This is a genomic window from Homoserinibacter sp. GY 40078 (genome assembly GCF_008017545.1).
Classification (GTDB): domain Bacteria; phylum Actinomycetota; class Actinomycetes; order Actinomycetales; family Microbacteriaceae; genus Homoserinibacter.
In genome coordinates this window covers 1,253,254-1,272,712 of record NZ_VRTZ01000001.1, presented here as the reverse complement: position 1 = coordinate 1,272,712, position 19,459 = coordinate 1,253,254, and the positions used below count along the sequence as shown (strand labels likewise).

At 70.1% G+C, this 19,459-nt stretch carries 15 protein-coding genes; 6 read left to right on the top strand and 9 right to left on the bottom strand.

What is annotated here, in order from left to right; all coding sequences use genetic code 11:
* The first annotated feature begins 7 nt into the window (after positions 1–7).
* Complete coding sequence (locus tag FVQ89_RS06130; RefSeq protein WP_147900970.1) at positions 8–721, top strand: DUF4386 domain-containing protein; 714 nt, start codon at positions 8–10, stop codon at positions 719–721.
* On the opposite strand, the gene FVQ89_RS06125 is transcribed toward FVQ89_RS06130, so the two are convergent.
* Complete coding sequence (locus FVQ89_RS06125) at positions 700–2,550, bottom strand: thioredoxin domain-containing protein (RefSeq protein WP_147900969.1); 1,851 nt, start codon at positions 2,548–2,550, stop codon at positions 700–702. The two genes, FVQ89_RS06130 and FVQ89_RS06125, sit on opposite strands and share 22 nt — an antisense overlap.
* Positions 2,551–2,598: 48 nt before the next feature.
* Here FVQ89_RS06125 and FVQ89_RS06120 point away from each other — a divergent pair, with 48 nt between their 5' ends.
* Positions 2,599–3,354: an MBL fold metallo-hydrolase gene (locus FVQ89_RS06120; RefSeq protein ID WP_147900968.1), complete on the top strand. Its 756-nt coding sequence runs from the start codon at positions 2,599–2,601 to the stop codon at positions 3,352–3,354.
* A 142-nt stretch (positions 3,355–3,496) separates the two neighbouring features.
* Here FVQ89_RS06120 and FVQ89_RS06115 read toward each other — a convergent pair whose 3' ends face one another.
* A complete protein-coding gene (locus FVQ89_RS06115) occupies positions 3,497–4,327 on the bottom strand; it encodes an aldo/keto reductase (RefSeq protein ID WP_147900967.1) in 831 nt (276 codons plus the stop codon).
* A gap of 63 nt (positions 4,328–4,390) precedes the next feature.
* Here FVQ89_RS06115 and hrpA point away from each other — a divergent pair, with 63 nt between their 5' ends.
* On the top strand, positions 4,391–8,173 hold the full coding sequence (gene hrpA / locus FVQ89_RS06110) for an ATP-dependent RNA helicase HrpA (RefSeq protein ID WP_147900966.1): 3,783 nt from the start codon (positions 4,391–4,393) through the stop codon (positions 8,171–8,173).
* 25 nt (positions 8,174–8,198) lie between these two features.
* Here the strand turns inward: hrpA and FVQ89_RS06105 are convergent, their stop codons facing one another.
* The gene (locus FVQ89_RS06105) at positions 8,199–9,896 is read right to left on the bottom strand and encodes an ABC transporter ATP-binding protein (RefSeq protein ID WP_147901524.1); all 1,698 of its coding nucleotides are present in this window, start codon (positions 9,894–9,896) and stop codon (positions 8,199–8,201) included.
* A gap of 94 nt (positions 9,897–9,990) precedes the next feature.
* Positions 9,991–10,650, bottom strand: a complete 660-nt coding sequence (locus tag FVQ89_RS06100) for a pyridoxal 5'-phosphate synthase (RefSeq protein WP_187264928.1) — start codon at positions 10,648–10,650, stop codon at positions 9,991–9,993.
* Between the two features lie 84 nt (positions 10,651–10,734).
* On the opposite strand from FVQ89_RS06100, the gene FVQ89_RS06095 reads away from it, so the two are divergent.
* On the top strand, positions 10,735–11,142 hold the full coding sequence (locus FVQ89_RS06095) for a pyridoxamine 5'-phosphate oxidase family protein (protein ID WP_147900965.1): 408 nt from the start codon (positions 10,735–10,737) through the stop codon (positions 11,140–11,142).
* A 31-nt stretch (positions 11,143–11,173) separates the two neighbouring features.
* Here the strand turns inward: FVQ89_RS06095 and FVQ89_RS06090 are convergent, their stop codons facing one another.
* Together FVQ89_RS06090 and FVQ89_RS06080 are read right to left on the bottom strand one after the other, a co-directional pair.
* Positions 11,174–12,172 (bottom strand): ribonucleotide-diphosphate reductase subunit beta, encoded by a 999-nt coding sequence (locus FVQ89_RS06090; protein WP_147900964.1) that lies wholly within the window; start codon positions 12,170–12,172, stop codon positions 11,174–11,176.
* Positions 12,173–12,361: 189 nt separating this feature from the next.
* Entirely contained in the window at positions 12,362–14,833 is a 2,472-nt protein-coding gene (locus FVQ89_RS06080) for a ribonucleoside-diphosphate reductase subunit alpha (RefSeq protein ID WP_187264927.1), read from the bottom strand.
* Between the two features lie 288 nt (positions 14,834–15,121).
* Between FVQ89_RS06080 and FVQ89_RS06075 the strand changes: the two genes are divergently transcribed.
* Complete coding sequence (locus FVQ89_RS06075; protein ID WP_147900963.1) at positions 15,122–16,330, top strand: MFS transporter; 1,209 nt, start codon at positions 15,122–15,124, stop codon at positions 16,328–16,330.
* Between the two features lie 9 nt (positions 16,331–16,339).
* Here the strand turns inward: FVQ89_RS06075 and FVQ89_RS06070 are convergent, their stop codons facing one another.
* Complete coding sequence (locus FVQ89_RS06070) at positions 16,340–17,419, bottom strand: ABC transporter permease (RefSeq protein WP_147900962.1); 1,080 nt, start codon at positions 17,417–17,419, stop codon at positions 16,340–16,342.
* 64 nt (positions 17,420–17,483) lie between these two features.
* Between FVQ89_RS06070 and FVQ89_RS06065 the strand changes: the two genes are divergently transcribed.
* Positions 17,484–18,074 (top strand): TetR/AcrR family transcriptional regulator, encoded by a 591-nt coding sequence (locus tag FVQ89_RS06065; protein WP_147900961.1) that lies wholly within the window; start codon positions 17,484–17,486, stop codon positions 18,072–18,074.
* 28 nt (positions 18,075–18,102) lie between these two features.
* On the opposite strand, the gene FVQ89_RS06060 is transcribed toward FVQ89_RS06065, so the two are convergent.
* Both FVQ89_RS06060 and FVQ89_RS06055 read right to left on the bottom strand, forming a co-directional pair.
* Entirely contained in the window at positions 18,103–18,459 is a 357-nt protein-coding gene (locus FVQ89_RS06060) for a group 1 truncated hemoglobin (RefSeq protein WP_147900960.1), read from the bottom strand.
* Between the two features lie 4 nt (positions 18,460–18,463).
* The gene (locus FVQ89_RS06055; protein WP_147900959.1) at positions 18,464–19,450 is read right to left on the bottom strand and encodes an aldo/keto reductase; all 987 of its coding nucleotides are present in this window, start codon (positions 19,448–19,450) and stop codon (positions 18,464–18,466) included.
* Positions 19,451–19,459: the final 9 nt, after the last annotated feature.

The window sequence follows — 19,459 nt, the reverse complement described above, 5'->3', positions numbered from 1 at the left end:
AACAACCATGTCCACACTGACCGTCGCCCGCTGGACGGGCGCCGCCTACCTCGGCCTCGCCGTCGCCGGTGGAGTGGGGCACCTCGGCCTCACGGGCAGCCTCGTCGTCGGAGGGGATCCGACTGCGACCCTTCAGAACCTCCACGACCACCCGCTTGTCGCCCAACTCGCCGTCATGGCCGAGTTGCTCGTCGTCATCACGCAGGCGCTTGCCGCCTGGGGGTTCTGGGCGCTGTTCCACCGCGATGCGCCCGCCGCGGCCTTCGGCACCGCATCCTTCGGGCTCGCCAACGCCGTGCTGATCCTCGGGAGCGCGGGGATGCTCCAGACGGCCGGCGTCGTGGCGTCGGACCCATCACTCGCCCCCGGCGGCGACGCCGCGGCAACCGTCGGCCTCCTCGCCGAGCTGAGCTCCGCCGCCTGGCAGACCGGCGCCGTGTTCTTCGGGCTCTGGCTCATCCCGATGGGTCTCTTCGCACTGACCACCGCCCGGATGCCGCGGGCCCTCGGATGGGCGCTCGTGATCGGCGGAGTCGCCTACGTCGTGAGCTCGGTGCTCCTGGCCTTCCCCGCTCTCACTGCGCTCGGCACGCCGCTCGCAATGGTCGCCACCGTCGGTGAGCTGTGGATGATCGGGTATCTGCTGAGCGTCGGCATCCGTGGCGGACGGGGCGAGCAGCCGGTTCGTGAGCCCCTGCGTCAGGGCGTGGCGGCGAGCTGAGCCGCGAGCACGGCCGGGTCGTCGGTGGGCAGCAGGCAGAGCGTGCCCTCGCACAGGTAGGCGGCGCTCGCGCCGTCGAGGGTCGAGCGCCCGTGGAAGAGCTCGAATCCGGCGTCGGCGAAGGCGCGCGCCTCGTCATCCGTGACGATGGCGAGCACCCGACCCGGCGTCGCCCACGCCCGCGCCTGAACGACCAGCTCACTCGCGGCGCCTTCGTCGGGCACCACGATCACGAGCTGCGACGGCGGCGAGACGAGGCGCGCGATCGTGGCGAGTGCCGCACCGAACGCGATCGGACGCGCGAGCGCCGGTTCGACGACGGGCGCGAGCGCGAGCTCCGCCGCACGGGCGAGCGCGGTGTCTCCGTCGAGACCCGAGAGGCGCAACGCGGCGTCGGCGAACAGCGCCGCCCCGGAGGGCACCGCCCCTTCGCTGAGGTCGGCCTCGACGGCGATCCCGCGGGCGGCGAGCACCGGATCCCCGCCGCCGGGCGGGCGCACCCGCTCGCCATCGATACAGGCCGCGACGAGGGCGCGGGCTCGGGCGGCGGGCGCGGGGTCGCCCGCGGCGAGCGCGAGCCGCACGAGGCCGCCCGCCAGCCCGCCGTAGTCCTCGAGTGTCGCCGCGGCATCCGACACCCGGCCGTCGCGCGCGGCGCGCGCGAGCCGCGGGCCGTCGGGCGTCTCGGTCACGAGCCTCGCCTCGACGGCATCGGCGGCGTGACGTGCGGCGTCGACCCATTCGGGGCGCGCGAACCGGACCCCGGCATCCGCGAGGGCACCGATCGCCAGGCCGTTCAGCCCCGCAAGCACCTTCTCGTCGATGGCGGGCACCTGCTGCCCGGCGCGCGAGGCGGCGTCGAGCGCGTAGTACCCGCCCTCGCTGCGCTCCCCGTCGATCAGGCTCTCTGAATCCTGCGCCGAGGCGAAGGCGCCGTCGGGCAGACGCAAGACGTTCAGCAGGAACCCGGCCAGCTGCTCGGCAGCGAGCGCATCGCCGAAGCCCGTCGCGAGGTCGAGCAGCAGGGCGTTGTCGGAGAGCATCCGCTCGTAGTGAGGCTCGGTCCAGTCCCGTTGCACGGCGTAGCGGAACGCACCCCCCTCGACCGGATCGCGGAGGGCGGCGGTGGCCTGGAACAGGCGACGCCCGAGAGCGTCGGCGTCCTCATCCCCCTGGCGCCCGAGCTCCGCGAGGAACGACACCGCCGGGGCATTGGGGAACTTCGCTTCGGATCCGAAGCCGCCGTACTGCGGGTCCTCGAAGGAGGCGAGCTCGATCGCGGCGTCACGCAGCGCTGCGGGCGTGGGCAGCCGCGCCTCGGCCGCATCCGGACGGGCGGCGAGCGCCTCCGCCACCGCGGCACCGGTCGCCTCGACCTCCGCTCGGCGCTCGGTCCATGCCTCCACGATCGCCTCCAGCACCTGCCGGAACGACGGAGCACCCCGCACCGGCTCGGGCGGGAAGTACGTGCCGGCGAAGAACACCCGACCTTCCGGGGTCGCGAACACCGTCAACGGCCAGCCGAGGTGCGGGGTGAACGCGCTCGCCGCGGCGATGAAGGCGGCATCCACCTCCGGATGCTCCTCGCGGTCGACCTTCACCGCGACGAGGTGCTCGTCGAGATAGGCGGCGACCTCGGGATCCGAGAACGACTCCCGGGCCATCACGTGGCACCAGTGGCAGGTCGCGTACCCGATCGAGACCATCACGGGGATGTCGCGGCGAGCGGCCTCGGCGAAGGCCCCCTCCCCCCACGGCCACCAGTCGACGGGATTGTCGGCGTGCGCCTGGAGGTAGGGGCTGATCGCGGATGCGAGTCGGGAGCCCACCCGTCCACCCTATGTCGCGTCCGCGTTGCGCTCCCCTAGGCTCGGCCTATGCCTGGACCGTTGGCGGTGACGTACATCGGAGGGCCGACGGCGCTCCTCGAGTACGCGGGGCTGCGGATCCTGCTCGACCCGACCTTCGACGAGCCGCGCCACTACGAGAAGGCGGGGCTCACCAAGACGGTCGGGCCGGGGCTGCCGGCATCCGCCATGGAGTCCCTCGACCTGGTGCTCCTCTCGCATCACGGCCACGCCGACAACCTCGACGACTCCGGCCGGGAGCTGACGATGAGCGCGCCGCTCGTGCTCTCGACCCCCGAGGCGGAAGCGGAGCTCGGCGCGCCCGTCGTGGGCATGACGCCGTGGCAGGAGCACGTCGTGGGCGAGGTGACGGTGACCGCGCTGCCGGGGCGGCACGGTCCGCGCATTCTGCGTCCCCTCGTGGGGCCCGTGACCGGATTCCGGCTCGCGGCGCCGGGCGAGCCGACCGTGCACGTGTCGGGTGACTCGTCGTCGCTCGGGCTGCTGCGCGAGAGCGTCGCCCGCCTCGGGACCGTGGACATCGCGGTCCTCTTCGCGGGAGCCGCACGCGTGATGCCTGCTCCCCTCGCCCTCACCCTCACCTCGGCGAAGGCGGCGCAGGCCGCGCAGCTGCTCGGCGCGCAGCGGGTGATCGGCCTCCACGTGGAGGACTGGGCGCACTTCTCGGAGAGCCGCGCCGACCTCGAGAAGGCCTTCGCCGACGCGGGCCTCGACGAGCTGCTCGTCGACACCCCGCGCGGAACCCGCGTCGCGGTCGAGCTCTAGCCGCGGCTCCTCCCTCGGGTCCTCCCTCGGCTCCGTGAGAGTACGCACTTCTGCGTACTCTCACGCGTGAAGGTACGCAGAAGTGCGTACTCTCACGGGATCGAGACGGGGGCGCCCGGAGACGCGCGGAGTCGGGTGAGGGCTAGAAGGTGGCGGTGTCGGGGTCGGCGCCGACGCGCATCCCGCGGTCGAGCGCGTCGATCGCGGCCATCTGCTCCGGCGTCAGCTCGAATCCGAACACATCGAAGTTGGCCGCCATCCGCGAGCGCGAGTTCGACTTCGGGAACACGATGATGCCCTGCTGCAGATGCCAGCGGATGACCACCTGCGCGGGGCTCACGCCGTGCGCGGCGGCCGCATCCTGCACGGCGGCCTCGCCGAAGAGGTCGTACTTGCCCTGACCGAGCGGACCCCACGCCTCGGTGCGGATGCCGAGCGGCTCGGAGAACGCGCGCAGCTCACGCTGGGCGAACGCGGGGTGCAGCTCGACCTGGTCGACGGCGGGCACGGTTCCCGACTCGGCGATCACGCGCTCGAGGTGCGGGCGGTGGAAGTTCGAGACCCCGATCGAGCGGGTCTTGCCGTCGGCGCGCAGCGACTCGAGCGCGTGCCACGACTCGACGTAGCGGTCGAGGTCCGGACGCGGCCAGTGGATGAGGTACAGGTCGACGTGGTCGAGGCCCAGCTTCTCGAGGCTGAGGTCCATGGCATCGAGCGCCGACTGCGTGCCCTGATCCGAGTTCCACAGCTTCGTCGTGATGAACAGCTCGTCGCGAGGGATGCCGGATGCCGCGATCGCGCGGCCGACACCCTGCTCGTTGCCGTACACGGCGGCCGTGTCGATGTGGCGGTAGCCGACCTCCAGGGCGTCGCTCACCACACGCTCGGTCTCGTCCGGGTCGACCTTGAACACCCCGAAACCGAGCTGCGGGATTGTGTGGCCGTCGTTGAGGGTGAGGGTGGGAACACGCATGCACCCATCCTTGCACCGGCGGCGCACCGGGCGTCGGGTCGGTCGCCGTACGATGGAGGGCTCATGTCCGAGGCAGCCCCCGCGTTCCGCATCGTCTACCCGCCCGAGCTGCCCGTCAGCCAGGCGCACGACGAGCTCGCGCGCGCCATCCGCGACCACCAGGTGGTCATCGTCGCCGGGTCGACCGGATCGGGCAAGACCACTCAGCTGCCGAAGATCTGCCTCGAGCTCGGTCGCGAGCGGATCGGGCACACCCAGCCCCGCCGCATCGCCGCACGCTCGGTCGCGGAGCGGATCGCCTCCGAGCTCGGCGTCGACCTCGGCGGTGTCGTCGGATACCAGGTGCGCTTCGACGACCGCACCCGCGTCGACACCCGCGTGAAGCTGATGACCGACGGCGTGCTGCTCGCCGAGCTCTCACGCGACCGCGAGCTGCGCGCCTACGACACGATCATCATCGACGAGGCGCACGAGCGCTCCCTCACGATCGACTTCCTGCTCGGCTACCTGAAGCAGCTGCTCCCCCGCCGCCCCGAACTCAAGGTGATCGTCACGAGCGCGACGATCGACCCCGAGAGCTTCGCGCGCCACTTCGCGGATGCGGCGGGTGAACCGGCGCCGATCATCGAGGTCTCGGGACGCACCTATCCGGTCGAGATCCGCTACCGGCCGCTCGTCGGCGGCAGCGGTGCCGGAGACGAGGACTCCGACGACGAGGGGGCGGCCGCATCCGACCGCGATGTGACCGAGGGGATCGTCGACGCGCTCGCCGAGCTCGACCGCGAGGAGCGCGGCGACGTGCTCGTGTTCCTCTCGGGCGAGTCCGAGATCCGCGACGCGACGGATGTGGTGCGCGGCCGCTTCGGCGACAGCACCGAGGTCGTGCCGCTCTACGGGCGACTCTCGGCCGCCGACCAGCACCGCGTGTTCGACACCCGCCGCACCCCCGGCATCCGCCGACGCATCGTGCTCGCCACCAACGTCGCCGAGACGAGCCTCACCGTGCCCGGCATCCGCTACGTCGTCGACGCGGGCACGGCGCGCATCAGCCGCTACTCGCCGCGCGCCAAGGTGCAGCGGCTGCCGATCGAGGCGATCAGCCAGGCGTCGGCCAACCAGCGCTCGGGGCGCGCGGGGCGCACGAGTCCCGGCATCGCGATCCGCCTCTACGCGGAAGAGGACTACGAGCGCCGCCCCGCGCACACCGACCCCGAGATCCTGCGCACGGGGCTCGCCGCCGTGATCCTGCAGATGCTCGAGCTGCGGCTCGGCGACATCCGCGCGTTCCCCTTCCTCACCCCGCCCGATTCCCGCGGCATCGCCGACGGCCTCGACCTGCTCACCGAGCTGGGTGCCGTCGATGCCGAGCAACGCATCACCCGCACCGGGCGCGACCTCGCCCGCCTTCCCGTCGACCCCCGATTCGGCCGGATGCTCGTGGAGGCGGGGCGCCGCGGTGTCGCGCGGGAGGTGGCGGCGATCGTCGCGGGGCTCTCGATCCAGGATCCGCGCGAGCGCCCGCTCGAGAAACGCCCCCAGGCGGATGCGGCGCACGCGCGGTTCCGCGACCCCGGCTCCGACTTCATCTCGCTGCTGAACCTCTGGAACCACCTCGAGCAGAAGCAGAAGGAGCTCTCGAGTAGCGCGTTCCGGCGTATGTGCAAAGCGGAATATCTCAACTACCTGCGGGTGCGCGAGTGGCAGGACCTGTATCGCCAGCTCACGCGCGCGGCAAAGGGTGCGCGGATCGAGTTCGGCGAACCGTCGACCGACGCGGACGGCATCCATCGATCCGTGCTCGCAGGTCTGCTCTCACGGATCGGGCTGCGCGACGCCGACAAGAAGGACTACCTCGGATCCCGCGGCCAGCGCTTCGTGATCTTCCCCGGGTCCGGCCTCGCGAAGAAGCAGCCCGCGGCGGTCATGGCGGCGGAGCTCGTGGAGACCTCGCGCCTGTTCGCCCGCACCGTCGCGGCGATCGACCCGGCGTGGGCGGAAGCGCTCGCGGGTGACCTCGCCAAGCGCAGCTATTCCGAACCGCACTGGTCGAGCAAGCAGGGCGCGGCGCTCGTGTGGGAGAAGGTGACGCTGTACGGCGTGCCGATCGTGGCGCGTCGACGCGCGCAGCTCGCCCGCATCGACCCGGTGCTCGCGCGCGAGCTGTTCATCCGGCATGCCCTCGTCGAAGGCGACTGGCCGCACGAGTTGCAGCGCTCGGCGCTCATCGGGTTCGACCGCGCCAACGAGGCGCTGCGGCGCGAGCTCGCCGAGGTGGAGGAGCGCACGCGCCGACGCGACATCCTCACCGGCGACGAGGCCGTGTTCGAGTTCTACGACCGGCGCATCCCCGACGACGTCACCGACTCCCGCCGCTTCGCGAGCTGGTGGAAGCGCACGAAGGCCGACGACCCCGAACTGCTCACGATGACCCGCGCCGACCTCCTCGACGAGGACGCCACGGGCGACGCGGGCGGATTCCCCGACGAGTGGGTGCAGGGCGAGCACGTGTTCCGGCTGCGCTACCGCTTCGAACCGGGAGCGGATGACGACGGCGTGACGGTGGTCGTGCCGGTGGCCGTGCTGCCGCGGGTGGCCGATCGCGGGTTCGACTGGCTCGTGCCGGGGTTGCGCGAAGACCTCGTGACCTCGCTCATCAAGGCGCTCCCGAAGTCGATCCGGCGGAACGTGGTACCCGCCGCCGACTGGGCGCGACGTCTGATCGGGGAGCTGCCGGTGCTCTCCGACGCACCCGTTGGCGAGGCGCTGGCCGAAGCGATCCGCGGCGCGGCGCACGTGCCGGTGTCGGCATCCGACATCGAGTGGGAGAGGGTCCCCGCGCACCTGCGGATGCGCTTCGAGGTGGTCGACCAGCGCGGCCGCACCCTCGCCGCGGGGCGCGAACTCGCGGCCCTGCAGTCGCGCCTCGCGGAGCGGGCCCGCACCGATGTCGCGGTCGCGACGGCAGCGGTGACCCCGGGGCGCGAACTCGAACGCAGCGAGGTGACCGCCTGGGATCTCGGCGAGCTGCCGGAGCGGGTGGAGGCGCGTCAGGGCGGCTCGACGGTCGTCGGGTACCCGGCGCTCGTCGACGAGGGCGGACGCGTGGCGCTGCGGGTGTTCGCCACTCGCGCCGACGCGGATGCCGCTCACCCGAGGGGCGTGCGCCGCCTGGTCGCGATCGGCCTGCCGAACCCGCTCGGCTACGTGCAGGAGCAGCTGACCGCACCCGAGAAGCTCGTGCTCGCCACCGCCCCCTACCCGTCGAGCAAGGCGCTTCTCGACGACGTGCTGCTCGCCGTGGTCGACGAGCTCGCGGGCGACGCGGCGCCACACGACCGGGCCGGATTCGAAGCCCTCCGCGATCGCGTCTCATCCGGTCTCATGGACGCGCTCTTCCGGGCGGCGGGGCTGACCGCGCGCGTGCTCACGGCTGCGAAGGAGGCTGACAAGGCCATCTCACGCGCCTCCAGCCTCGCGTTCATGGCTCCGCTCGCCGACGCGCGCGCGCAGCTCGACGCCCTCGTGCATCCGGGGTTCGTGCGGATCACGGGGCTCACCCGGCTCGCGCGCGTGCCCGTGTATGCGGCCGGCATCCGTCATCGGGCCGAACGCATCGCCGAGAACCCGGGCCGCGACCGCGCCTGGCAGACCCAGGTGGAGGAGGCGGTCGCGCTCTATCGCGCGGCGGGAGGCGAGCTGCCGCTCACGGCGACGACGCCCGAACGACTCGTGGCGGCGCGTTGGATGCTCGAAGAGCTGCGCCTCTCGCTCTTCGCACAGCACCTGGGGGCCGCGGGGCCGGTGTCGGTGCAGCGCATCCGTAAAGCGATCGACGGCGCCGGGTAGCCGTCGCCTCGACGGCCGCCGCGTCTCAGGCCGACTGCATGCGGTGCAGTTGCGCGTAGCGGCCCTCCGCTGCGAGCAGCGCGTCGTGGGAGCCGACCTCGACGATGCGACCGTGGTCGAGCACGACGATGCGATCCGCCTCCCGGATCGTCGAGAGCCGGTGCGCGACGACGAGCGTCGTGCGGCCGCGCATCAGGTTCTGCAGCGCCGTCTTCACCTTCAGCTCGCTTTCGGAGTCGAGGGCGCTCGTCGCCTCGTCGAGCAGCAGGATGCGGGGATCGCGCACGAGCGCTCGGGCGATCGCGATGCGCTGCCGCTGCCCGCCGGACAGGCGCGCACCCCGCTCCCCCACGATCGTGTCCCAGCCGTCGGGAAGGGCGTCGACGATCTCGAGCGCGTTCGCATCCCGGAGGGCGTCGTGCACGCGCTCGTCGGAGACGTCGTCGAGACCGTATCCGACGTTCTCGCGGATCGTGCCCTCGAACAGCACCGACTCCTGCGGAACCACCGAGACGAACTGGCGCACCGTGCGCAGGTCGAGCTGCTCCATGTCCTGCTCGTCGAGAAGCACGCGACCCGAGGTCGGTCGAAGGAACCCGAGAACCAGGTTGAGCATGGTCGACTTGCCGGACCCCGACGGCCCGACGAACGCGACCGTCTCACCCGCGCGGATGTCGAGATCGATGTGATCGAGCGCGACGCCGTCGCCGCTCGGATAGGCGAATCCGACGTCGTCGAGGCGGATGCGGCCCTCCACGCGGTCGACCGGCTGCTTGCCCTCGTTGAGCTCGACGTCGGGCTCCTGCATGACCTCGGCGATCGACTTCACCGACTCGAGACCCTTCGCGAGCAGAGGCATCATCGACACGAGCTGGGTGACCGACCCGGTCAGCACCGAGAAGTACGAACCGAGAAGCACGACCTCACCCGCCGTGATCGGCAGCCATCCGAAAATCGCCGCCGTGGCCGCGAGCAGGAGACACGCGATGCCGAGCAGCTGGAACGACACCCAGCTCGCCGCCCCGAACCGTCCGTTGAGTAGGTCGAGGAGGATGCCCGCGTCGCGCACGCCCTCTGCGCTGCGCGCGACGCGTTCGTGTGCAACGCGCTCGAGTCCGTGCGCGCGCGTGATGGGGATGAGGCTCGCCATCTCGCCGACCCGGCTGGAGAAGCGTTCGACCTCACGGCGGAAGTCCTCGTTTCGGCGGGCGGAGCGCCGCCGCATCGCGAGGGTGAGGGTTGCGGCGACGGGCACGGTGAGGGCGTACACGATGAGGAACTGCGGCACCGTGATCGCCGTCATCACGATGGCACCGGAGAGCGCGAACACCGCCGACAGCGCGGGCGGGCCCGCCTGCTGGAACATCAGCTCGACGTTCTCGACGTCGCGCACGACCTTCGACTGGATCACCGCCGAACTCGATCGCGAGTGGAAACCGATCGAGAGGCTCTGCAGCCGTGCAGCGAGCCCATTGCGCAGCCGCGCACCGAGCGCTCGGCTGGTCCCGAAGAACAAGCGGACGAACGTCACGTGCATGGGCAGGTTGAGCGCGATGAGCGCCACGGCACCTGCCGCGATCCAGACGAGGCGGATCGTGGGCTCCCCCGCCACGACGATGTCGATGACAGCCGCAGTGATCGCCGGGAGCAACCACAGCGGGCTGTCCTTCACCCCGAACGCCAGGAACGACAGCGCGAGGCGCCGCCGGTAGGGGCGCAGCATCGCGACGAGGCTGCGGACGGGGCGCCCGGCGTCGACGACGGAGATCGCGGAGGTGGGAGGATTCACCCCATCATTATCGAGGCGCGCGAGGGTTCTAGGGCCAGAGCCGCTCGCGCGCCCAGTCGCCGTCCGCGCGGCGGTACCGCAGACGGGTGTGGGCGCGGCCGTGTGAGGCCTGCCAGAACTCGACCGAGTCCGCGACGATGCGCCAGAGCGCCCACGACTCCGGCACGAGCGTCGGGTCGGCGATGACCCGCTGCGATGATGCGGCCAGAGCGCCCTCGTAGGCGGCGTCGTCGGTGAGCGTGGGTGTCGGCCGGCCGACGAGCGAGACCGCGCGAGCGGATGCCGGGCGGGCCAGGAAGTCGGCGGCCGACTCCTCCGTGGATGCGCGCACGACGCGCCCCTCGATCCGCACCTGGCGGCCGAGGGCCGGCCAGAAGAAGGTGAGCGCCGCGCGGGGCGTCGTGGTCATGGCGGAGCCGGGGCGGCTGTCGGCGGGGGTCGCGACCTCCCACGCGTCGGTCGCGATGTCGACGTCCTTCAGGGTGAGCACGCGTGCGCTCGGCCCGGTCTCATCGTTCGTGGCGAGCACGCCCGCCTGGGCTGCGAGGACCCCTGCGGACGCGGCCTGCTCGAACCAGTCGACGAACAGCACGCCCGGCGACTCGGGTGTGGCGCCCGGCTCGAAGCTGGGGAGCTCGGCGGGGAAGGGAGGAATGGCCCGCAACCGGGCCCGGAGGTCGTCACTCACGAGTCCGAGGCTAATCGCGTGGTCACGGGCGGCCCCGGGTCGGAGGTCCTGTCGCTTGCCACGATCCGGACGTAGGGTGCCGGTATGCAGCGCGGCGCCGAGATCCTGAACGAGGACGAGTGTTGGAATCTGCTCGCCGACGCCGAGGTGGGTCGTGTGGCGTTCGCGGAGGGCGACGACGTCGAGGTGTTCCCCGTGAACTTCGCCGTCGGCGGGCGCAGCGTCCTGTTCCGGAGCGCTCCCGGTGCGAAGCTCGCGCACGTCGCCGAGCATCCGCGGGTGACCTTCGAGGTGGATGCCCACACCGACGACGAGGCGTGGAGTGTGATCCTCTGGGGTGTCGCAGAGCGCCTCTCGCGCGACGACGAGATCGAGCACTCCGGGATCCTGGGGCTCGTGTCGTGGACGCCCGACGAGAAGTTCAACTACGTGCGGATCACGCCGGATCGGATGAGCGGCCGCCGGTTCCGCGTGCCCCCGCCGTCCAACTGAAGGACGACGGGGGCGGGCGTGTGGCTGTCCGCTACTCCTTGCGTGTGCCCGACGAGGCCGACGCGTTCGACTCGTAGGAGGTGTTCGTGGACTCGAAGAAGTTCACGAGCTGCAGGGTGTCGTTCGCGGTGGCCATCCACTTGGCGGGGTTGACCACGTTGTAGTGCGAGCCGAAGCCCAGCTCCTCGAGGCGACGGTCGGCGAGGTACTTCACGTACTGGTTGATGTAGCTCGCGTTGAGGCCCAGGATGCCGCCCGGCAGGAGGTCGTTGTTGTACTGCTCCTCCATCTCGACCGCGTCGAGGATCATCTGCTTGATCTCGGCGGCGAACTCCGGCGTCTGCAGCTCGGGGTTCTCGTCGAGCACGGTGAGGATCAGGTTGATGCCGAACTTGAGGTGGAGCGACTCGTCGCGCACGATCCAGTCGACGAGCGATCCGAAGTTGCGAAGCAGGTTCCGCTGGCGGAACGACAGCGCCACCATGAAGCCCGAGTAGAACCAGATGCCCTCGAGGATGATGTTGTAGGCGATGAGGTTGCGGATGAAGTCCTGCTTGCCCTCCACCGTGCGGATGTCGAGGGTCTCCTCGGTCATGCGCTTGATGAACTTGACCTCGAACTCCTCCTTGCGGGCCATCGACGGCACGTCGACGTGCGAGTTGTAGGCCTCGTTGCGGTCGATCGGGAACGTCTCGAGCACGTACTCGAACGACATGCAGTGGTTCGCCTCTTCCCACATCTGCTTCGCGAGGTAGAGGTGCGCCTCGGGAGCGTTGATGTAGGGGTAGACCCCGAACGCGAGCGCCTTGTTCACGAGCAGCTCGTTCGGGTTGAAGTAGGAGATGAGGAAGGTGACGGCGTGCCGCTCTTCGTCGGTCATCTTCTTGAAATCGGCGAGGTCTTCGCCGAGCTGAATCTCGTTGGGGAACCAGGTGTTCGCGACTGCCTGATCGTAGAGATCCATCGCCCACTGATAGGTGATGGGCTTGAGCAGCAGGCCCTCTTGAACGCCCGTGCCGAGGATGGCCATGGTGTGTATCCTTCCGATAACCACTGACGGCTGCCGGGCTCGGCAGCCGGGTTAGCGAGGCGGATGGGGGCCAGCCCATCCGCCTCGCACTTCTTTCACCGTACGTCGGCTACTGGCAGCTCTCGCACTGGAGTTCGTCCATCGGGTCGACGGGAACGTAGTACTCGTCGGTCGATGCGGTGTGCCCGTTCATGCCGTGAGCCCTCCGAATCCACGACGCGGGGAGCCGGACGACGCCTCGGCGGGCGCCTCCGCGGCAGGTGCCGGGCTCGCGGCCGCTGCGCCGAATCCGCGCTTGGCCCCCTGCCCGATCTCCTCGGTCTTGTTCACCTTGACCGTCGACTGCTCGGCCGTGTGGCGCGGCTTCATGTGCAGGTAGTAGGTCGTCTTGACGCCCTTCTCCCATGCCGCGTAGTAGATGTCCATCATGTCGCCGAGGTCGCGCGTCTCGAGGTACATGTTGCGGCTGATGGCCTGGTCGATCCACTTCTGCGCGCGGGCGGCGACCTCGATGAAGGAGTACGGCGAGAGCTGGAAGCTCGTCTTGTAGACCTTCTTGATGTCGTCCGGGATCGCGGCGATGTTCTGTACGTCGCCCTGGCTGCGCAGCACCTGTTCGCGCACCGAGTCCCAGATGCCGAGCTGCTGCAGGTCGTGCACGAGGTTGCGGTTCACCTCGAGGAACTTGCCGTTGCTCGTCGCGCGGCTGAAGATCTGCGCGAACTGGGGGTCGAGCCCGGGGGTCGTACCGGCGACGAGACCGATCGACGCGGTGGGCGCGATCGCCATGAGCGTCGCGTTGCGCATGCCGCCCTTGACCTTCTCGCGAAGGCGGTCCCAGTCGAGGCGCATAGTGCGGTCGACCGTGATCGCGATGCCGCGGTCCTTCTCGGTGAGTTCGATCGAGTCGAACGGCACGAGACCCTGCGACCAGCGGGACCCCGCGAAGTTGTCGTAGGAACCGCGCTCGCGGGCGAGGTCGGCCGACTCGTCGATCGCGGCGTACGAGACGTGCTCCATGATCTCGTCCATGAGCGCGTACGCCTCCTCCGACTCGTAGGAGAAGCCGAGGCGCTCCACGACATCGGTGAAGCCCATGACGCCCAGTCCGATCGCACGGTTGGTCTGGTTGGCGTGGTCGGCCTCCGCCACCGACGACTCGGTGATGTCGATGAGGTTGTCGAGCTGGCGCACGGCGCTGCGCGCGGAATCCTCGATGAGCGCCCAGTCGAAACCGAGCCCACCGTTCGAGTCCACCTTGAGGTGGGTCGAGAGGTTGATCGAGGCAAGATTGCACACCGAGATGTTTTCGAGGTCCTGCGGGAGGCAGATCTCGGTGCACAAGTTGGAGAGGTGGATCGTGCCCGTGTTGTTGTTGAGGGCGCGGTTGTTGATGGTGTCCTTCCAGGTGAGCCACGGGTGGCTCGTCGTCTGGAGCGACATCAGGATGTCCTTGAACTGGGCGCGCGCCGAGATCTTCTTGAACATCCGCAGCTCGCCGGCCTCGGCCTGCGCCACGTACTCGGCGTAGCGGTCCGAGAACTCCTGGCCGTACAGCTCGTTGAGGTCGGCAACCTCGAGCGGGTCGAAGAGGTACCAGTCGCCGTCGTTCTGCACGCGCTTCATGAACTCGTCAGAGATCCACACGGCCGTGTTGGCCGTGCGGGTGCGGCGGTACGGGTCGCCCGAGTTGTTGCGCAGCTCGAGGAACTCGGGGAAGTCGAGGTGCCAGTTCTCCATGTAGAAGCAGAGCGCACCGAACTTCTTGCCGCCGCGACTCACCGCGCGCAGCACCGAGTCGATCGTGTGCATGAACGGGATCGGGCCGGTGCTCGTGGTGTTGTTCGAGCGGATCGGCGAACCCTGCGCACGCAGCTTGGTGACCGAGAGGCCGATGCCGCCCGTGCCCTTCGTGAGCCACATGACGTCGCGCACCGACTTGGCGATGTGCTCGATGTCGTCGTGCATCTCCATGACGAAGCAGTTCGAGAGCTGCGGGAAGGCGGTGCCCGCGTTCACGAGGGTGGACCCCGCGGCGAGGTACTCGAGCTTCGACATCTTGTCGTAGAAGGCGATCGCGTGGCTCGTCGGGTCGGCCTCGTTGAGCGTGAGGCCCATCGCGATGCGCATCCAGAAGAACTGGGGCACCTCGAGCGGCTCGCCGTTGCGGGCCTTGATGCCGTAGCGGTTGTTGAGCGTGACGACGCCGATGTACTTGAGCAGCGAGTCGCGCGAAGGCTCGAGTGCCGCCGCGAGGCGGTCGAGGTCGAACAGCCCGGGGAAACGCGAGTCGAGCAGACCCTCCGAGACCCCGCGCTCGATGGCACTGCGGAAGTGGAGGCGGTGCTGCTCCTTGAGCTCGTCGTCGGTCTCGTAGTCGCCGAGCACGCGCTTGTAGATGGTCTTGAGGAGCAGACGCGCGGCGACGGTGTCGAACTGCGGGTCGTCCTTCACGTTCTGCAGGGCGACCTGGATGACCGCCTCGTCGAGCTGCTGGGTCGTGATGCCGTCGAAGAGGGTGAGCTCGAGCTCCGAGGCGATCTGGGTGACCCAGGTGATGCTCTCGTCGAGCCCGCGGCTCGCGTGCTCGATCGCCAGGTTGATCTTGTTGGCGTCGTACGGTTCGCGCTCCCCGTTGCGCTTCACGACGGTGATTGTCACGTGTTCCCTCTCCTCTCGCGCCGGATGGCGCGGTCCCCTTGCTTCCCAGTGATTCGGCCGCGTGAACAGGCCTGCGACCAGCCGTTTTCGTGCTCCGTTGCGCTTCCCCGGCCGGAAGGTCTCACCACTATATATCGGGCCACCGACGGCGAGCCAACACCAGATGTAGTGGGCGTGTCGTCCACAGATGTGTATAACTTCACCGTTGTTATCCCCACTTTCCACACCCTAGGTGCGGCCCCCGACAGACCGCCGCCGGGGCGGTCGCCGCACTAAACTGGGGGTCCTGTGAACGCCTACCTGAATCTTCTGCGCACCCGGGGCGTCGCCCGGATCATCACCGCGCAGCTGGTGGCGCGATTCCCGAGCGGAATGCTGTCGCTCGGGTTCCTCATCCATATCGAGCACATCTTCCACAGCTATGGCGCCGCGGGTCTCGTGCTCGCCGCGACCTCCGTCGGGCAGGCCATCGCCGGCCCCGTGACGAGCCGATGGATGGGCCGCTGGGGCATGCGCCCCGTGCTGATCCTCACGACAGCGGTGTGCGCCGTCGCCCTCTGCGTGATCGCGCTCGCCCCGATGCCACTGTGGGGCTTCATGGCAGCGGGCCTCGTCGCCGGCCTCAGCTATCCGCCGGTGCAGCCCGCGGTGCGCACGATCTACCCGAAGATGGTGAACTCGCGGCAGCTCACGCCCCTGTTCTCTCTCGACGCATCCGCGCAGGAGATCATCTGGATCGCGGGGCCCGTGGTCGTGACGTTCGTCGCGATCCAGGTCTCCACGGTCGCCGGGATCTTCCTCTCGGTTTTCTTCCTGGTCGCCGGTGGCGCGTGGTTCATCTCCTCCCCCGAGCTCGGGCGCGTGCGCATCCCGCGCAGCAAGCGCCGCTTCGGCGTGGTGCTGCGCCGTCCGCCCGTGCTGCTGGCCACCGTCACCGGATTCCTGCTGGTCGGGTCGTGTGCAGCGGTCGAGGCGGGGGTCGTCGCGACCTTCGGCGAGGGCGGGGCGGAGGCCGGTCTGGTCCTCGGGATCTGGGCCATCGCGTCGTTCACCGGCGGGCTCGCGTTCGGCAACGTGCCGATCGGCCCCTGGGCGCTCGCCCGGCGGATGCTCATCGTCTTCGTCGGCTCGACGCTCGCGGTGTTCGCGTTCGAGTTCTGGTCGATCTCGGCAACCCTCGTGATCGCCGGGCTCGGCATCGCGCCCGCTCTCGCCGTGATGTTCTCGATCGTGTCGGCGAGCGTGAAGTTCTCCGACACCGCCGAGGCCTACGGCTGGGTCGGCACCGGCCAGCTCATCGGTGCCGCGATCGGCTCGGCGGTCGCGGGCTTCCTCATCGACGACCACGGACCCGATGGCGGATTCGTCGCCGCGGCGGCTTTCGCGCTCATCGGATTCCTGGTTCCCGTGGTGTTCCGTCGCGCGCACCCCGATCTGCGCGGGCGCGACGCGAGCCCCATCCCCGACACCGAGCCGGTGCCGATCACCCCCAGCTGAGCGGCGGCGTCAGCGCGCGATGAACGCCGCCTCCGCGGGATCGATGCCCTCGGCCTCCTCGGCCTCCTCCACCGCCCGGCGCGACGCGCCGCCCGCCTGCCGGAAGCCACCGACCACCGCGAGCACCAGGCCGCCGAGCGCCCACGCCGCCAGCACGAGCCACGGGAAGGTCGCGTCCGCCGCGGGGAAGTAGGCAAGGTCGCGGACGAGGGTGGACGCCGCCCCCGGCGGGAACCACTGACCGATCGCGCCCCACGGCTCGAGGAGGAACTCCACGGGCTGCGTGGAGGCGGAGATGGGGTTCGCGAACAACATGAACAGCACGGGCCCGATCGCGAGACCCGGACGACCCACGAGCGAGGCGAGCCCGACGAGCGGGGCGCCGATCGCGGCGAAGGCAAGGCTGTAGGCGAGCGAGTTCACGAGGTAGTCGCCGGGCAGCACACCGAACCACAGCTGCAGCACGGCCGCCGCGACGAACCCTGCCGCGAGGGAGTACACGGCGAGCGCCACAACCCGACGCCAGACGCCGACGAGCGCGATGGTGAGAGCTATGCCGCCGAGCATGCCGCCGAGCACGAGCGGGAACGATGCCGCCGCGAGGCCCGCGCCGCGCGGGTCGGTGTCGACGAACGGCACGACATCCGTGACGGCGACGGTCACGGTCGGTGCGGGCGCGCCCGTGGCGGCGGCCTGCGCATCGACGGCCGCCTGGAGTTGCGCCTGCAGCGGGTCGGCGAGGCCGTCGAGAAGCTGGGCGGCAGCGGCACCCGCCGCGGATGCGGTCAGCACCTCGGGCTCGTCGCCGACCACGATCGCGCCGTACACCTCGCGGCTCTCGATGAGCCGGACGGCGTCGGCACGGTCGTCCGCAGCGACGAGGTCGAAGGCGCCCGGCGCCTTCTCGTCGAGGGCGGTCGCGAGCTGCTCGGACATCGCCTCAGGAGCCACGAGCGCGACGGGGAGGTTCTTCACCTCGGATGTCACGGCAGTCCACGAGAACGCGGCGACCACGACCCCGATGAGCACGGCGAGGGCGACCGAGACTCCGACGGCGCGAGGCCACGGGGTGTGCGGGACGGTGGACATGGGGCCTCCTGAGAAAGAAAAACGAACGCTCGTTCTTTTATAGCAGAACGACTAGAGTCGCACCATGCCCAAGGTGTCCGAAGCCCATCGAGAGTCGCGGCGGGCGCAGATCGTCGACGCCGCGCTCGACTGCTTCGCCGAGAAGGGCTTCCACCGCACCTCGATGGCCGACATCATCGAGCGCTCCGGGCTCTCGGCAGGGGCGATCTACCTCCAGTTCGATAGCAAACAGGACATCGTCGTCGCGGCAGCGCAGCAGATCATCGGCCACCGCGTCGCCGAGCTCCAGGTCCGACTCGCGCAGCCGCCGCTGCCGACTCCTGACGAGTTCATCGGCGTCGTCATGGACGGGCTCGCACTCGAGATCCGCGACTCGCGCCTGCTCGTGCAGCTGTGGTCGGAGTCGTTCTTCGAAGTCGACATGTCGCAGCTCGTCGACACCGTGCTCGTGCGGATGCTCGACACCGTCACGGAGTTCCTCGTCCGATGGGCGGCGGAGGTCCGCCACCTCGACGACGCGAGCGCCGCAGAGTGGGGCCATACGACCGCGCCGGCGATGCTCGGCCTGCTGCAGGGACACATCCTGCAGTCCGCGCTGCTGCCGGGGTTCGACCCCACCGGTTACCGCCGCGGCGTGCGCAACCTGTTCTCCTGAACCGCGCGGGCCGTGCCTCCGCCGCCGCTCACACGGAGGCGACCACCGCGACCCGTAGGCGAGAGACGCGGCCCAGCACGTCATCCGCGAGCGCCGGATCGATTCCCGCATCCGCGAGCACCTCGGCGAGCAGCTGGACCATCCGATCGAAGCGGGCGTCGTCGACGCGCAGGTGGGAGTGCGCCGCGCGCAGCCCCGCCCCCTCGTAGCGCTCCGGCCCGCCGATCGCCGCGATCAGGAAGTCCGTCTGATGCGCGCGCAACCGCGCCATGTCGACTCCGGCGAACAGCGGACCCACGAGCTCATCGGCGAGTGCCCGGTCGTAGAGCAGATCCACGACGCGAGCCACGGCATCCGCGCCGCCCAACCGACGGTAGAGGGTCATCGCGTCACCACCGCGGGTGCACGGCCGCCCGGAAACGACGGTCGTAGATGTCGCGGACCCCGTCGAGAAGGCTCTGCGGCAGCGGCGGCACCGATCCTGCGGCCGCGTTGCCTTCCGCCTGCGCCACATTGCGCGCACCCGGGATGACGGTCGAGACGCCCGGCAGCTGGGCAACCCAAGCAAGGGCCGCGGTGGCGGGCGCGAGCCCCGCATCGGCGGCGAGCGCCGAGAACTCGCGCGCCGCCTCGACACCCTCGTCGTAATCGACCCCCGAGAAGGTCTCACCCTGGTCGAAGGCCTCGCCGTGACGGTTGTAGCTGCGATGGTCGTCGGCCGAGAAGGCCGTGTCGTGCGTGTACCGGCCCGAGAGCAGCCCGCTCGCGAGAGGAACCCGCGCGATGATGCCGACGCCCGCATCCGACGCCGCGGGGAGCACCGCGTCGAGCGGCTTCAGTCGGAAGGCGTTGAGGATGATCTGCACGCTCGCCACTCGGGGCCGCGCGATCGCGGTGAGCGCCTGATCAACGGTCTCGACACTCACCCCGTAGTCGGCGATCGCGCCGTCGGCGACGAGGGTGTCGAGGGCGTCGTAGACCTCGTCGGAGGAGAACACGGCGGTCGGCGGGCAGTGCAGTTGCACGAGATCGAGCGTGTCGACGCCCAGGTTGCGGCGGCTGCGGTCGGTCCAGGCGCGGAAGTTCTCGAGCACGTAGTTCTCGGGGAGCTGCTCCATGCGGCGACCCATCTTGGTGGCCACCGTGACCTCGGCATCCGGACGGTCGCGGCGCCACGCGCCGATGAGGCTCTCGCTTCGGCCGTCGCCGTAGACGTCGGCGGTGTCGTAGAACGTCACCCCGGCGGCGAGGCTCGCGTCGAGCACGGCGCGCGCGTCACCCTCGCTCACCTCGCCCCAGTCGGCGCCGAGCTGCCAGGTGCCGAGACCGATGACGGACACGTCGCGGCCGGTGCGGCCGAGGATGCGATGCTGCATGCTGAGCAG